Origin of the sequence: Bifidobacterium sp. ESL0784, assembly GCF_029433295.1 — a bacterium.
Taxonomy (GTDB): domain Bacteria; phylum Actinomycetota; class Actinomycetes; order Actinomycetales; family Bifidobacteriaceae; genus Bifidobacterium.
On sequence record NZ_JAQTHV010000004.1, the window covers coordinates 39,514 to 54,590 of the forward strand.

The 15,077-nt window shown below is 57.8% G+C and carries 11 protein-coding genes; 8 read left to right on the forward strand and 3 right to left on the reverse strand.

From position 1 onward, the window contains the following. Window positions 1-111 precede the first annotated feature (111 nt). Together PT279_RS06785 and cydC are read left to right on the forward strand one after the other, a co-directional pair. Window positions 112-2,097 carry an ABC transporter ATP-binding protein/permease gene (locus PT279_RS06785; protein ID WP_277166661.1) on the forward strand — a complete coding sequence of 662 codons (1,986 nt, stop codon included), beginning with the start codon at window positions 112-114 and terminating at the stop codon, window positions 2,095-2,097. Between the two features lie 58 nt (window positions 2,098-2,155). Further along, window positions 2,156-3,988: a thiol reductant ABC exporter subunit CydC gene (cydC, locus tag PT279_RS06790; protein ID WP_277166662.1), complete on the forward strand. Its 1,833-nt coding sequence runs from the start codon at window positions 2,156-2,158 to the stop codon at window positions 3,986-3,988. 150 nt (window positions 3,989-4,138) lie between these two features. On the opposite strand, the gene PT279_RS06795 is transcribed toward cydC, so the two are convergent. From PT279_RS06795 to PT279_RS06805, 3 genes are all read right to left on the reverse strand, one after another. Then, the gene (locus PT279_RS06795) at window positions 4,139-5,110 is read right to left on the reverse strand and encodes a polyprenyl synthetase family protein (RefSeq protein ID WP_277166663.1); all 972 of its coding nucleotides are present in this window, start codon (window positions 5,108-5,110) and stop codon (window positions 4,139-4,141) included. Window positions 5,111-5,242: 132 nt separating this feature from the next. After that, on the reverse strand, window positions 5,243-5,956 hold the full coding sequence (locus PT279_RS06800) for an MgtC/SapB family protein (RefSeq protein ID WP_277166664.1): 714 nt from the start codon (window positions 5,954-5,956) through the stop codon (window positions 5,243-5,245). A 6-nt stretch (window positions 5,957-5,962) separates the two neighbouring features. Further along, the gene (locus PT279_RS06805; RefSeq protein ID WP_277166665.1) at window positions 5,963-6,859 is read right to left on the reverse strand and encodes a glycosyltransferase family A protein; all 897 of its coding nucleotides are present in this window, start codon (window positions 6,857-6,859) and stop codon (window positions 5,963-5,965) included. A gap of 56 nt (window positions 6,860-6,915) precedes the next feature. Here PT279_RS06805 and PT279_RS06810 point away from each other — a divergent pair, with 56 nt between their 5' ends. The 6 genes from PT279_RS06810 (at window position 6,916) to ftsH (ending at window position 15,076) form a co-directional block, all read left to right on the forward strand. Continuing rightward, entirely contained in the window at window positions 6,916-8,520 is a 1,605-nt protein-coding gene (locus tag PT279_RS06810) for an AI-2E family transporter (protein WP_277166667.1), read from the forward strand. Between the two features lies 1 nt (window position 8,521). Continuing rightward, window positions 8,522-9,745: a glycosyltransferase family 2 protein gene (locus tag PT279_RS06815; protein ID WP_277166668.1), complete on the forward strand. Its 1,224-nt coding sequence runs from the start codon at window positions 8,522-8,524 to the stop codon at window positions 9,743-9,745. 90 nt (window positions 9,746-9,835) lie between these two features. After that, window positions 9,836-11,263, forward strand: coding sequence for a D-alanyl-D-alanine carboxypeptidase (locus tag PT279_RS06820; protein ID WP_277166669.1), 1,428 nt, complete (start codon window positions 9,836-9,838; stop codon window positions 11,261-11,263). Window positions 11,264-11,272: 9 nt separating this feature from the next. Further along, a complete protein-coding gene (gene tilS / locus PT279_RS06825; protein ID WP_277166670.1) occupies window positions 11,273-12,361 on the forward strand; it encodes a tRNA lysidine(34) synthetase TilS in 1,089 nt (362 codons plus the stop codon). Between the two features lies 1 nt (window position 12,362). Further along, complete coding sequence (hpt, locus tag PT279_RS06830) at window positions 12,363-12,926, forward strand: hypoxanthine phosphoribosyltransferase (protein WP_277166671.1); 564 nt, start codon at window positions 12,363-12,365, stop codon at window positions 12,924-12,926. A gap of 26 nt (window positions 12,927-12,952) precedes the next feature. Continuing rightward, complete coding sequence (gene ftsH, locus PT279_RS06835) at window positions 12,953-15,076, forward strand: ATP-dependent zinc metalloprotease FtsH (RefSeq protein ID WP_277167039.1); 2,124 nt, start codon at window positions 12,953-12,955, stop codon at window positions 15,074-15,076. Window position 15,077 lies beyond the last annotated feature (1 nt).

The following is a 15,077-nucleotide window of genomic DNA, read 5'->3' on the forward strand; positions in this document are numbered from 1 at the left end:
CGATGTTCTTTTTGCAAACCGGTGAATGTGCAATAATGTTCACTGATACAGCGGAGAGCATCGGGTTTTCTTTTGTCTTAAAAAAATATCCGTTAGTAGTTGGGACTGGCCGTGATCGATAAAAGTCTATTCAGGTTCGACGGGGTGCGTCAACGTATGGGGCTTCTCGCCCTGCTTTCGCTGCTTCAGGCGCTGTGCATTGTCGGGCAGGCGCACGGCTTGGCCCGTGGGTTGGTGGAGATCTGGAAACAACATGCGGTTTCCGCTTTGGCCGGCCCGATTGTGGAATTCCTTGTTTTTTATGCAATGCGGCATTTGTGCGATGTTGCCAAGCAAAGAATCTCCAGCAAATACGGCAAATACGTGGCTGGACAGATTCGCCCGCAACTGCAGGAAAAGATTTTCCGCTTGGGCCCCCAGGCGCTGGCCTCGCGCGGCACCGGTTCGACGGTGACGATGCTGATCGACGGCCTCGACCAGGTCAAGAGCTATATCGAAATCCTCCTGCCGAAGATGACCGACATGATGCTGATCTCTTTGGTCATCCTCATTGCCGTATGGTGGCAGGATTGGGTCAGTGGCCTGATTTTGCTGCTGATGTACCCGCTGATCATCTTCTTCATGGTCATTCTGGGGCTTGCGGCCCGCGACCGCTCCAACGCGCAATACGCCCAATTCAATGTTCTCAATACCAAATTCGTCGACAGCATCCTGGGACTGCCGACCCTGAAGATGCTTGGCGTCGACAAGGAATACGAAGGCGAGATCTACAGCGTCAGCGAACGCTTCCGCAAGCGCACCATTGACGTGCTCAAGGTTGCCATGACCTCGACCTTCGCCCTCGACTGGTTCACCACGCTCGGCATTGCCATCATGGCCGTGTTCCTCGGCCTGCGCCTGGTCAACGGCACCATGCCGCTCTTCCCGGCCATGTTTGCGCTGATCATGGCACCCGACTACTTCCTGCCGGTGCGCCAGTTCGGCGACAACTACCACGCCACGCTTGACGGCAAGAACGCGCTGCACGACATCATGAGCTTCATCGACAGCCCGGAGACGCCGGAGGATACCGAGACCGAGTGGGACGGCTGGAAGGCCGACAGCGAGCTCAAGCTCGAAGACGTCGACTTCGCCTATCCCGCCGGCAGCAGACCGGAGGGCGAAGATGAAGGCCAAACTGTGGCGAGCCATAGCGTCGCCATGAACGCTGTGGAACAGCAGCGTGAAGGTAAGGACGACACCAAGCCGGGTTCCGACAGTCTGAAGACCAAGAGCCATCGTGGACACACCAAGAAGGGTTCGGCAAAGGACCAGCAGGCCGGCAACGAAATCGTTGCCGATGCAACTGGCAATGGTGGCAATAAGGCCGGTGCGGTTGAAATACCGACGCAGCCCGATGCCCTGCATCATATATCCATGAGTTTCAAGGGTTACGGCAAGATCGCCGTCATCGGCAAATCCGGTGCCGGCAAATCCACGCTGGTCAACCTGCTTGCCGGATTCAACATCCCGTATGCCGGTTCCATCGAACTTGATGGCAAACCACTGAAGAATTTCAACGTCGAGGCATGGCAGCGTCACATCAGCTATATTCCCCAGACCCCTTATATTTTCAGCGGTTCCATCGCCGACAACATCCGTTTCTATGTAAGCGATGCCAGCGAAGACGACGTCAAGGCCGCCGCCCACGAAGCCGGCCTGGACGAGTGGCTTGCCGAACTTTCCGATGGGCTCGACACCCTGATAGGGGAAGGCAACCGCGGCATCAGCGGCGGTCAGGCCCAGCGCATCGCCCTTGCGCGCGTCCTGCTTGACAAGTCTCGTGAAGTGCTGCTCTTCGATGAACCGACCGCACACCTCGATATCGAAACCGAATACGATCTCAAAAAGACGCTGCTGCCGATCATGGAGAACCATCTGGTCATCCTGGCCACGCATCGCCTCCATTGGCTGGCGAACGTCGACCAGGTGCTGGTGCTCGACGAAGGCAACGTGGTTGAATCGGGCGCACCCAAGGAACTGATTGGGGCAGGCGGCCCGCTTGACCACCTCATCGGCGAGATGGGAGGTAACCAGATTGACCAGTACCTTAACTGATACGCAGACAGCATCAACCATGAATACCCCTCAGACCAACAGCATGAATGGCGACTCGATGAATGATAACGGTGAAACTGCAGCGCCCGTGACTTCGGCGAGTGCGCAAGGCGGCAAGGCCAGACTGCGCGATTATCTCAAAATCTGGCACAGCGACCACTGGTTCTGGCCGTATCTCAAAGAAAACAAGCGCACACTCGCCTTGATTTTCTTCCTGGGATCCATGACCTTCGTCTGCGCCGCGGCCCTCATGTTCACCGCCGGTTACTTGATCAACCGATCGGCGCGCATGCCCTACAACATCCTTATGGTCTACGTGCCCATCGTACTGACCCGTGCCTTCGGCATCGGCCGACCCGTCTTCAAATACGTCGAACAACTCAAAAGCCACGACTGGGTGCTTCACGTCATCTCCAAGCTGCGCGTGCAGCTTTACCGCACCCTCTCCAAAGACGCCGCGTTCCTCAACGAACACGAGCGCACAGGCAGTGTGCTGAGCCTTCTCGCGGATGATCTGGACCATCTCGAGAACTTCTACCTGCGCACCATCTTCCCGACCGTCGTGGCCTATATCCTCTGGATTGTCGTCACCATCGCCATGGGCGTCTTCTCATGGGCTTCCTCGCTGCTGCTCTTCCTGATGCTGGCGCTGGTGCTGATTCTCATCCCGCTTGTCTCGCTGAGCTTCTCGACCGGTCATTTTGCGCTGGAAAAGCAACAGCAGGCCCAGGAATACACCAAGGTCACCGAAAGCTACCTCGGCCTGAGCGACTGGGTCATCACCCACAAGGACAAGGATTTCGTCTCCATCGGGGCTGACGAATACCGTCGCATCCAGGAGAGCAAGGACCAGCAGAAGACCTTCGAGCGCTGGCGCAACTTCGCCATTCAGGTCGTCTTCGGTGTCATCGCCATCGGTCTGATGGTCGGGGCGTGTCTGACCATGACCGGCTCCAAGTCCATTGCCGACTGGTCCGCCTCCATCGTCCTCGCGGTTTTCCCGCTGGTCGACTGCTTCATCAATGTGGCCCAGGCCACCGCCGAGATACCGCTTTACAGCGATTCGCTGGAACACCTGAACGACCTGACCAATCGCGTCGAGAGCCGCCAACAGGCCCCTGTGACGCAGCAAAAGCTCAATGGCCCAATCGAAACGATCGATTTCGACCATGTCACCTTCGCCTATGGCCCGGGCCAGCCGGTGCTGCTCGACGATTTCACCCTGCATATCAAGGCGGGGGAGAAGGTCGCGCTGCTCGGCCCAAGCGGCGAAGGCAAGACCACTATTCTCCAACTTCTGCTTGGCGACCTGGTCCCGCAAAAGGGCAGCATTACCATCAACGGCATCCCTGTGGCGGCCCTGCAGAACGAGCGTGCACGCCTCTTTGGCTACCTCAATCAGCAGGCGTTCCTCTTCAACTCAACCATCGCCGAAAACGTGCGTCTGGGGGCCCCGGACGCCACGGATGACGACGTGTGGGCCGCGCTGAAGGCTGTACAGCTTGACGAGACGGTTGACGCGCTTCCCGACGGTATCGATACATCCGTGGACGAGGCCGGCCAACGCTTCTCCGGTGGCCAGCGTCAGCGCATCGCTTTGGCACGTATCGTTTTGAAGGACACCCCGGTAATCTTGCTTGACGAACCGACCATCGGTCTTGACCCGATCACCGAACGCGAACTGATGTCGATGATCTTCTTTGCAGCCGGAGACCGTACGATGCTTTGGGTCACCCACCATCTGCAGGGCTTGGAGCAGTCGGACAAGGTCATCTTCCTTGACAGCGGCAAAATCGCCATGCAAGGTGCACCTACCGAGCTTTACCGCACCAACGAGCGTTTCCGTGAGCTCTACCGTCTCGATGTCGGCGAGCTGGAAACCGCGGGCTGAGGATAATAAAACCGAATTTCAGTAATATGGATTGACGGGTGGATGGCTCAACTTGAGCATCCACCCGTCAACGATTTCGATATGGCTGAAGCGACAACCAATGCGATGTCGGAATAACCGGTTCGATATCGGCCGTAACGTGCCTAAAAGTCAGAGTGTCCTGATGTATTTGTCGATGATGGCGACCAAGGCCTTGACTGTGCCGGCGTTGATCGACGGGTACTGGGCGTCGGTGATGACGCCTTTGGCAGCTTCAAGATGCTGCAATGCCTCGTCTTTGGCAGCTTTGATGAACTGGGGGTTGGCCTTGAAGTAGTCGAGCACCTTGAGCGGGTCTTCAAGCTTGACGATATCGACGAACGAGGGGTCGGCCTTGATTGCCAGAATGACTGGCAGGGTGTAGATGCCGTCGCGGATGTCTTCGAGTTTCGGCTTGCCGGTGTCGTGCGCGACATTGAAATCCTCCACGTCGTCAAGGATCTGGAACGCGATGCCCAGGTGTTCGCCGAATCTTGACCCCTGCTCAAGCGTTTTGGCAGCGGGGGAGTCGGTGGTCAGCTTGATGCCGGTGATGGCGGCCAGTCGGAAGAGCGCCGCTGTTTTGCCGGTGATGGCGCGTTCGTAATATTCCTTGCTGGTCTCGGTATTGTGCCGGGCGGATTCCTGCAGCAGGTCGCCGGAGACGATTTCGTTGACGGTATGCGCCTGTTCAGCGATGAAATCCGTGCTGGGGGCGATGGTCGCGATGATTTCCATATAGCGCGAAAGAATGAGATCGCCCAGATAGATCGCCGCCTTGTTGCCGCGGACGGTCTGGATGGTGGGCTGGTTGCGGCGTACCGAGGCATTGTCGAGAACATCGTCATGTACCAGGGTCGCCAGATGCAACATCTCTATGGCAGCGGCGCCGGTGATTATTTTATCGCTGACGTGATGAGGTTCATCGTTTTGAACAACATAAGAGAAAAGCAGTACCAGTGAAGCACGAACCATTTTGCCATGGTTGTCGAGCAGGTGGCGGTAATCCTCCCGATAGGGGGTGACATTGTCCTCTTCTGAGTGCATCGTTTGCACCACACGCTTCAAATCATCGCGCAACAGGAGTTCCTGTTGATTTGACATGCCTACCCGACCTCTCGAAAATCTTCAGTACTCAGAAACCGTACCCAATATAGCATGACTGACGATATTAGGTACGCTCACAGGCTTGAAGCCGTCCATTTGGCAGGTAATTTGACCGATATTTGTATTACGTCAATCGTTATTATTGATTCTTGTGACGGAAATCACTCCGTCGATGTCGCTCAAGTCCCCGATAAGCTCCTTGCTGTCGCGCCCGCGTACCTCAAGATCAGCGGAAACGATGTGACCTCGGCTGCCGGGTTCCTCGTCATCGTGATTTTTGGATTTCCTGGTCGAAAAGCCTTCGACGGAAACCCCGTGCTGGGCACAGACCGAAAGGATTGAACGCAGGATGCCATGCCCGTCACGATACTTCAGCCGCAGCATGTCGTCGTTGCTGATGCCGGGAGCGATGAGCTTGGTGATGAACGGAAGCAGCGTGACGGCCAGGAAGTAGAAGACCGTGCAGGCCAACGCCGGTACGAACAGGCCAGCTCCGCAAGCCGAACCTATGGCGGCAGTCATCCAGATGGAGGCTGCGGTGGTAAGTCCGCGGACATGCGAACGCTGAGTGAAGACGACGCCTGCGCCGATGAAACCGATACCGGAGACGATCTGAGCGGCCACACGCGAGGGGTCGACCCGTACGTTGGCGGCGAGCACATCCATGAACCCGTATTTGCCGATGATGACGAACAACGCCGAGCCGACGCCCACCAAGGCGTGCGTGCGCGTGCCCGCATCCTTGTGCCTGGCCTGACGTTCAAGACCGATGAGGGTAGAGAAAACCAATGCCTCGAAAAGGTAAAGGGCCTGCCAGCCCCACGCCACCAGCTGTGCTTCCATTTCCCGCTACTTTTCCTTTCCTGCCGAGGTCGGCGTTTGGTCTGTTTTTATATTGTGCTGTTCCTTGCTCCAGATGCGTCGGGCCGGGTTGACGCATCGGTGGACCAGATAGTTCTGATAGATGGGGTAGAAAGCGCGTAGCACGGGGTAAAGCGCATAAAGCGTGTATTCGGTATCGTGCGCCCGCGTATGGTTCGGATGGGCGTCGAAGGTGTTCTGGAAGCGTTGCATGTACTTGCGGAACGAGGAGAAAGGGGTGTCCATGCGACGGGCCGAGACCCCTGTGATCATCTTTTCGCAATACACGGTTTTCAGGCCCTGATCAAGCAGATGCAGAGAGATGTCGATGTCCTCGTGCATGATGTCGGCCTTGTCGCGGCACACCTTGCCCTTGATCTTCTCCCACGCGTTGGCCCGCACCGCCATGTTGGAACCGAAGAGCAGCACTTTGTCGTTGTCGGCCCGATAGGTGACCTTGCGTACTTTGTTGTCACCTTGAAGCCCGAGGTGTTTCGCCGGCATATCGTAATAGACCGCAGGGCCGGTGGCTCCCATGGCGCTTGGGTCGCGCTCGAAGATCTTGGTAACGACTTCCACCCAGTCCGGTTTGAGCATGCAGTCCGCGTCGATGCGGCCGTACACGTCGCCCTTCGCTACGGAAAAACCGAAATTGCGGGTGGGAATGAGTCCCTGTTCTTTATCCTGATGGACTAATTTGACGCAGGAGGAATCGGAACAACGATCGATGAATCGCTGGACAAGTTCGCAGGTTCGATCGTTCGACTTGTTGTCGACAACGATGATTTCGTAGGGCGCAACGGACTGGCAGACGGCGTTCGTCAGACAGCTGACGATGCGGTCCTGCTCGTTGTACGCGGGTATCACGATAGAAACTTTGACCATGATATATGAGGATATTCCTAGTTGTCTACACATGGGGCGGGGTAGGATTGGAAATCATGAAACAACGTGGACAAGAAAATGACGAGCGTGAGAGTCCTAAAATCGATTTCGCCTCGGTTTTCCCCCAGAAAGGGGATTCCCGCAGGCCGCCAGATTGGTGGGGGAGGGCCCTGCTCTATGCCGCAATAGCGGTTTTCGTCTGCATTTTCATTTTCAGATCGTGGAGCAAGGTCTCTTTCATAGTCCTTGACATCGTCATCTCGATCTTTGTGGCGCTCGCCATGGAGCCCTTGGTGGTCCGTCTGGTGCGTCATGGCTGGAAGCGTGGCGCGGCCGCGGCCGCCACTCTGGTCGGCCTCATCATCCTTGTGCTGGCATTGCTTGGCTTGTTTGGCAACATGTTTGTGCAGCAGATGATTTCCATGATCAGGGGAATCCCCGATCTTTACCAACAGGCGCAGCACCTTGTCGCGCAATATACCGATTTCAAACTCCCGGAAATATCCAATCTCGGCAGCGAGATCGCCAAAAACGTACAGACCTCATGGGTCACCAATTTCGCCGGGCAGGCATTGAGCACCACCATGGGCCTCTTGAGCGCTCTGCTCAATGTGCTGACCATTGTGATGGTCACCTATTACGTCTCCGCCGCCGGACCCAAGATGCGTAGGAGCCTGTGCCAGTGGCTCGGCCCGGTGACGCAGCGTCGCTTCCTGCTGGCTTGGACCATCGTGCAGGACCAGATTTCCGGTTTCCTTTTCTCGCGTACGATTCTCGCCGCGTTCAATGCCTTCTTCACCTCGATATTCCTGATGATCATCAAGGTGCCCAACTGGCTGCCCCTGGCTCTTTTCTGCGGCATCGTCTCGCAGTTCATACCGACGGTCGGCACCTACATCGGCGGGGCATTGCCGGTCATCTTTGCCTGGTCGTCGCGCGGCTTGCTCTATGGGGTGGCCGTGGTCGTCTTCATCGTCATCTACCAGCAGATCGAGAACCTCATCATCTCACCGAAGGTCTCGGAGCGCACCATGGATCTGAACCCCGCCATCGCCTTCCTTTCGGTGCTGGTCCTGGGAGCCGTGTTCGGTGCCCTTGGCGCGTTCCTCGCGCTGCCCATCACCGCCAGTCTGCAGGCCCTCTTCAAGGTGTATACCAAGCGCTATGAACTGGTTGAGTCGCCGTTGATGAGCGACCCGGTGCCGGTCAAGAAATCCAAGGTGGTCGCCGGGGCCGAGGCGTTCAACGAGCATGTGGTGCAGCCTGTCGCCCAGCGTATGCCGCGTGCCGCCAAAGGCTCGAGCGCAAGGGTCCCCGCCGATGACGACCTGCGTAACCTGCGCGACGAGGTCTATCGCCTCTCCACCGAATTCAATGCCAAATCGACGGCCCATGACCTTGACGAATCCGAGACCATCGCCATTCCCAAGGGAGTGCTTTCGAACTCCGAATCGACCTCACGCAAACCCCTTAAGGGTAGCGAGGAGAAGGATTCCGATGGTTTCGACACCCAGGAGTTGCGGCAAGAGGGAGCCAAAAGCGCGCATGGTGCAAAAGGCGGGGAAACGTCTGGCAAAGCCAAGGGCGCTGCTCAAGGTACAGTGGTCAATGACAACGCAGAGGACGTAAAAACCGACAACCCGAGGAGCAGGTGGCACTGACATGGTATTTCTGAATATCCTAGATATCCTGATGTTTATTATGGGTGCAGTAAGCCTCGGTTACCAGGCGATCTGCATTGTGGCTTCTTTATTCCATCATCGTATCACATTTCCCGAGGCGCCGATGGACAAGCGTTATGCCGTGCTGATTTCGGCACGCAACGAGGAAACCGTCGTACCTAATCTGATCAATTCCATCAGAAATCAGACTTACCCCTCACGTCTTGTCGACATCTGGCTGGTGGCCGACAATTGCACCGACAAAACCGCCGAGGTGGTGCGCTCGATGGGGTGCAATGTCGTCGAGCGTCACAATCTGCAGCAGGTTGGCAAAGGCTATGCGCTGACTTACCTGCTCGACGCGATGATCGACAAAGGCGTGGCCAATGATTATGACGCCTTCTTCGTCTTCGATGCCGACAACCGCCTCGACAAGCACTATATCGAGGAAATGAACAAGGCCTTCCAATCAGGCTTCAAGATCCTCACCAGCTACCGCAACTCCACCAACCTTTCCGACAACTGGGTGTCCTCCGGTTCGGCACTGTGGTTCATCCGTGAATCTCGTTTCCTCAACAATTCGCGTATGCTTTTCGGCTCCAGCTGCCACGTGGGCGGCACCGGCTTCATGTTCTCGCGTGAGGTGATGCAGCGCAACAACGGCTGGAAATTCCATCTGTTGACCGAAGACCTCGAATTCACGATGGACTCCGTCTTGCACGGCGATCGCATCGGCTACTGCGGCACGGCCATCCTCTACGACGAGCAGCCCGATTCCTTCGGCCAGAGCTGGCGGCAGAGGCTGCGTTGGAGCAAGGGATTCCTGCAGGTGTTCCGTTATTACGGTCCGCAGCTGATCAACCGAGCCGTGCGCGAGCGCGATTTCTCCGCCGTCGATTTCACCATGCTGATCTGCCCATTCACCGTGCTTGGCGTTCTGCGTGTGGTATTTGGCCTTCTTTTTGCGGCTTTCGGCTTCGTCTCATGGTCGAGCCAGCTCGGTTCGTTGTCCGGATGGCTGGTCGGCGGTTGCACGGGTCTCTTGGGCATGATGTTCCTGGCAGCGCTCACCGTCTTTGCCGAACGCGGCCAGATCGGCGCTTCCAACAAGGAGCTTCTGGCCTATGTGCTGAGCTTCCCGATCTATATGGCCAGCTACGTGCCGATTTCCTTCCAGGCCATTTTCTCGAAGGCCCAGTGGAAGCCCATCGAGCACAAGGGCTAGGCAGGCTTTGTCAAGCGTAGGAGAGCGGTTTTGAATACAGTGGGACCATCGTATTGCGGTCATGGGGCGCACGCACGCAAGGCGAATCATGTGGCACGCAATCGTGCATGGCGCATCGTCGTCTCCACATTGGTGACCCTGCTGCTTGCCGCAGGCTATTTCATGGCCGATATCAACGGGATGATGCCCGGTCCGCTGACGATACTTCCAGCAGGAAAAACGACGCCCGCTCTTGCGGGTTCGATTCGCGCCGCCGAATCCGTTGCGGACTCGGCTGATCTGAACAAGCCGATTGACAAGAACGGCACGGAATCGGCGATCAACGCCTTTGCTGCCACGCCTGGGCTGGGAGGGGATTTTTCGTTGGCCATCGCCGATGCCGACGGCAAAATCGTCGATTCCCGCAATCCCGATACGCCCCGGGAACCGGCCTCGACCATGAAGACCCTGACCGCGCTGGCCGTTTCCTCGACGCTGGACATGGGCTCGAGTTTCCATACCGACGCATTGCTTGACCCTTCGCCTTCCGGCGTAAGTCAGCCCCGGCAGGCGACGTTGACGCTCAAATCGGACGGGGACATGCTGCTCGGGGCGGGGGCGAGCGACCCCAACCATATCAACGGCAGAGCGGGGCTTGCCACGCTTGCCGACGAGAGTGCAGCGCAGCTCAAAAAGCGCAATATCAGCCAAATCCATCTCAATTACGACGATACGCTTTTCGGCGCCGTGCGTTCCCCTGCCGCCATTGCCTCCAACAACGAGGGCAATACCAATTTCACCGGCATCTCTTCGATGGCCGTCGATGGGGGAAGGCAATGGAAAGGCGTGGAACACGACCCTGATCTCTACTCCGCCTATCCTGCAATGTCGACGACACCGGCGCACGATGCGGCGGCGGTGTTCGGCTCCCTGCTTGCCCAGCGCGGCATCGGCGTGGATGCTGAAATTGCTTCGGGCAAAGTCGCAAGCGGCGCCAAACGCGTGGCAACGATTACATCGGCTACATTGGCCGAGGTGATGGCCTTCACGCTGCGTCATTCCGACAACACCCTGATCGAGGAGTTCGGCAGGCTTCTGGCGCTCAAAACCGGGGCTGCCAACAGTCCGGAAGGAGCGACCCGGGCCGTCAAGGCCAAACTCGACAAACTCGGCGTCGATACGGCGAACCTGCACATGGCCGATTGCTCCGGTCTTTCTGAAGGCTCCCAGCTTGAGGTCAAGACGTTGGTCGAAGTGCAGAGCCACAATCTTAAACCCGGTCCGGGCGCGGCCGCAGGTGAGGGCCTTTCCGTTCCCGGTTTCGTCGGCACCGCCAAGAACCGTCTGGAGGATCCGAGTGCGGCCGGGCTGTTGCGCGTGAAAACCGGCTCCCTGGACCAAGTGACCTCGATGGCCGGCAATGTCTCGCGCAAGAACGGCGGTGTGCTCGCTTTCGCGGTCATCGTCAACAAGCCGCAGGACTATCTCGCTGCCAGAAAAGCGGTCGATGCCTTCATTTCGGCGCTGGCCGGGCTGTGAGTGCAGGCGATGGCATATTCGTCGACGATAAAAAAGGCTGTCGGGGACGTTCGCAACACGCTGGCTGAAGCAGGCATTGAGCGGCAGGACGCCCGTTTCGCCGAACATGGCGAGCATGACCCCGAGATCGATGCCCCCACGCTTCTCGTGGCATGCTCGGGTGGGCGCGACTCGATGGCGCTTTCGGCCGTGAGCCATATCGTCTCCGGAATGCTTGGTATCCATTGCGGCGCCGTCGTCATCGACCATAGGCTTCAGGCAGGTTCCGACGAGGTCGCGCGCCAGGCGGCGGCACGTTGCAAAGGGTTGGGGCTGGAGCCGGTCATCGTGCGTGCCATCAATGTCGAGGGAATCGGAAGCGGTCGCAGCACCGAGGACGCCGCACGGCAGGCGCGTTATGAAGCCATCGGTGAAGCTGCACGCGATGTGGGCGCCACTGCGGTTTTGCTGGCCCACACCCGCGATGACCAGGCGGAGACGGTCCTGATGGATGTGCTGACCCGTTCCTCCGGCGTCGATGGGTTGGCGGGTATGCCGACTACGTTCAAGCGTGACGGCATGCTCTTTCTTCGCCCCTTCCTTGGCCTTACCCGCGTCCAGACCACTACCGTTTGCCGCGAATTGAACCTTCCTTGGTGGGACGATCCGACCAATGGCGACAGCGTTGCGATGGACCGGCCCTTGCCGGCAAGCTATCCGTTGCGCTCCCGCGTGCGACATACCCTGATGCCTTATCTCTCGGGCTTTTTCGACGGCGATGTTTCCGGTCATCTGGCCAAAGGGACGGTGATCGCTCGTGAAGATAGTGATTTTCTTGACATTTCGACTGACGATTTGTATCGCAAAGCCGTGCGTGGAAAGAGCGACGAGGGTACAGTCATCATGCTTGTCAAGCCGCTTGGCGACGCCCATCCCGCGATTCGTCGCCGTGTCATCGCCCGCGTTCTCGCCGAACTGAACATAGGGGTGACTTCAGGGCATGTGCTCTCGATAGAGGCGTTGGTAACCGACTGGCACGGCCAGGGCACACTTTCGCTTCCCAGCGGATATTCAGCAAATCGGCAGAAACACGTCATTCGCGTGTGTAAAAATGGATAACATGAAAATTGCGGATGTTGAAGACCAAATTGACCATGAATTGGTGTCAAAAGAACAAATAGAACGCAAGATCAAAGAAGTGGCGGCGCAGGTGAGCCAAGATTACAAGGGCAAGGATCTGCTGCTGGTGGCCGTACTCAAAGGGGCCGTCAACACGCTTGCCGCGTTTTCACAGGCGTTGAGCATCAATGCGCAGATGGATTTCATGAGCTTGTCCAGCTACGGCGATGGCTTCGAAAGTAGCGGCAAGATTACCGTCCGGCAGGATCTTTCCTGTGATGTCAGGGGACGCAATGTTCTGATTGTCGAAGACATCATCGATTCCGGATATACGCTTGACTGGTTGGTTCGCGAGCTCAAAGGGCGCGGAGCGGCAAGCGTTGAGGTGTTTGCGCTGCTGGAGAAACCTTCCCGGCGTGAGGTCGAGGTGCCACTGAAATATAAGGGCTACGAAGTTCCCGATGAATTCGTGGTCGGTTTCGGCCTTGATTATCAGGAGCATTTCCGCAATCTTGATTCCATCGCAGTCTTAAAGCCGTCAGTCTATCAAGGAGAAGCAGCATGAGCTATCCTCAGAATCCTCGTAATCCCATGGGACCGATGGGCAATCCTAACGGATCAAACAATAATAACAACAACAATCCGTTCAACCCCTTCAACAACGGCAATAATCCCAATAACCGCAATGGTAACAACAACGGCAACCGTCGCAATAACAACAGCAACAAAGGTGACGGTGACCCCAATGGGAAGCGCCCGTTCTGGCAGTCGCCGGTGCTCTGGATTGTCGTACTGGCTCTGCTGGTGTTCGCAGGCTTCGAGCTGTTCAGCTCCAACGGAGTGCAGACCATCGATACTCAGGACGGCATATCGCTGGTTGATAATAATGGTGCCAGCCGTGTCCAGATTATCGACAACAAACAGATGGTCAAGCTCAAGCTCTATAAGAACTTCAATAAGATCGACCCGAATACGAAGAAGAACCACGATTATGGTCGGGAGGTCCAGTTCTACTACACCCAGGCCGAAGGACCGGAACTGCTCAAAGCCGTGAAGAAGGCCAAACCGAAAGACGGCTGGACCGCGGACATACAGTCCGATTCCGGGGCTTACCTGCTTTCCACGCTGTTGCCGTTGGTTGTTTTGGTGCTGCTGTTCTGGTGGCTTCTCCGCAGCATGAGCGGCGGCATGAACGGTATGCTCGGCATGGGCGGCAAGAAGGACAACGGTAAGTTGCTCGGCGGGCAGACCCCGACCACCAAGTTCTCCGACGTGGCTGGCGAGGAAGCAGCCGTGGCCGAAGTCGAGGAGATCAAGGACTTCCTGAAGGATCCCTCGAAGTACAAGGCGCTTGGCGCCCGCATCCCGCGCGGCGTGCTGCTCTATGGCCCTCCCGGAACCGGTAAGACGCTGCTCGCGCGAGCCGTCGCCGGCGAAGCGGGAGTACCGTTCTACTCCATGGCTGGTTCCGATTTCGTCGAGATGTTCGTCGGCCTCGGTGCCTCGCGTGTGCGTGACCTCTTCGAGGAGGCCAAGAAGAACGCACCGGCCATCATCTTCATCGACGAGATCGACGCCGTCGGACGCAAGCGTGGCTCCGGAATGAGCGGCGGGCACGACGAACGTGAACAGACGCTGAACCAGCTGCTGGTCGAGATGGATGGTTTCGACAACGACACCAACCTCATCATCATCGCCGCCACCAACCGTCCTGACGTCCTGGACGAGGCGCTGCTGCGTCCCGGCCGTTTCGACCGCCAGGTGGCCGTCGAGGCCCCGGATCTGGAAGGCCGTGAGGCAATCCTCAAGGTGCACGCCAAGGGCAAGCCGTTCGTCCCCGACGTTGATTTGCACACCGTGGCCGTGCGCACGCCAGGTTTCACTGGCGCCGATCTGGCCAACGTCCTGAACGAAGCTGCGTTGCTCTGCGCCCGCGTTGGCGCCCAGCTGATCGACAACCGCGCCATCGACGAGGCCATCGACCGCGTCCAGTCCGGCCCGAAGCGCCAGTCGCGTGGCATGGCCCTGGATGAGATGCGCAACACCGCCTATCACGAAGGTGGTCACGCACTGGTCGCCGCCGCGCTTCACAACACCGACCCGGTGACCAAGGTGACGATTCTGCCGCGAGGCCGCGCCTTGGGCTATACCGCCGTCATGCCTACACAGGACCGCTATTCCCAGTCCCGAAACGAACTGCTCGACCAGATGGCCTACGCGATGGGTGGCCGCACCGCCGAGGAGGTCGTCTTCCATGACCCCACCACCGGTGCCTCCAACGACATCGAGAAGGCCACGCAGATCGCCCGAAAGATGGTCGTTGAATTCGGTCTGTCCTCCAAGCTGGGAGCCGTCAAGTGGGGCGATTCAGAGCACGGCGAGGATTCCGCCAACAACTTCATCCATGACTACTCCGAGCGTACGCAGGATGTCATCGACGAAGAGGTGCACGACATGATCGAGACCGCGCACACCGAGGCTTGGCAGATCATTACCGAAAACCGCGATGTGCTCGATGAGCTGGTGCGTCAGCTGCTCGTCAAGGAGACCCTGAACGAGAAGGAATTGAAAGTCATCTTCGCCAACCTCAGGATGGCGCCGGAACGCAAGCTCTGGCTCTCCGATTCGGCTCGTCCGGATTCCGACATCCCGCCGGTGCCGATTCCCGAATCGCTCAAGCGTTCGGTCGGCATGAAGCCGGAAGGGTCCGAGTGAG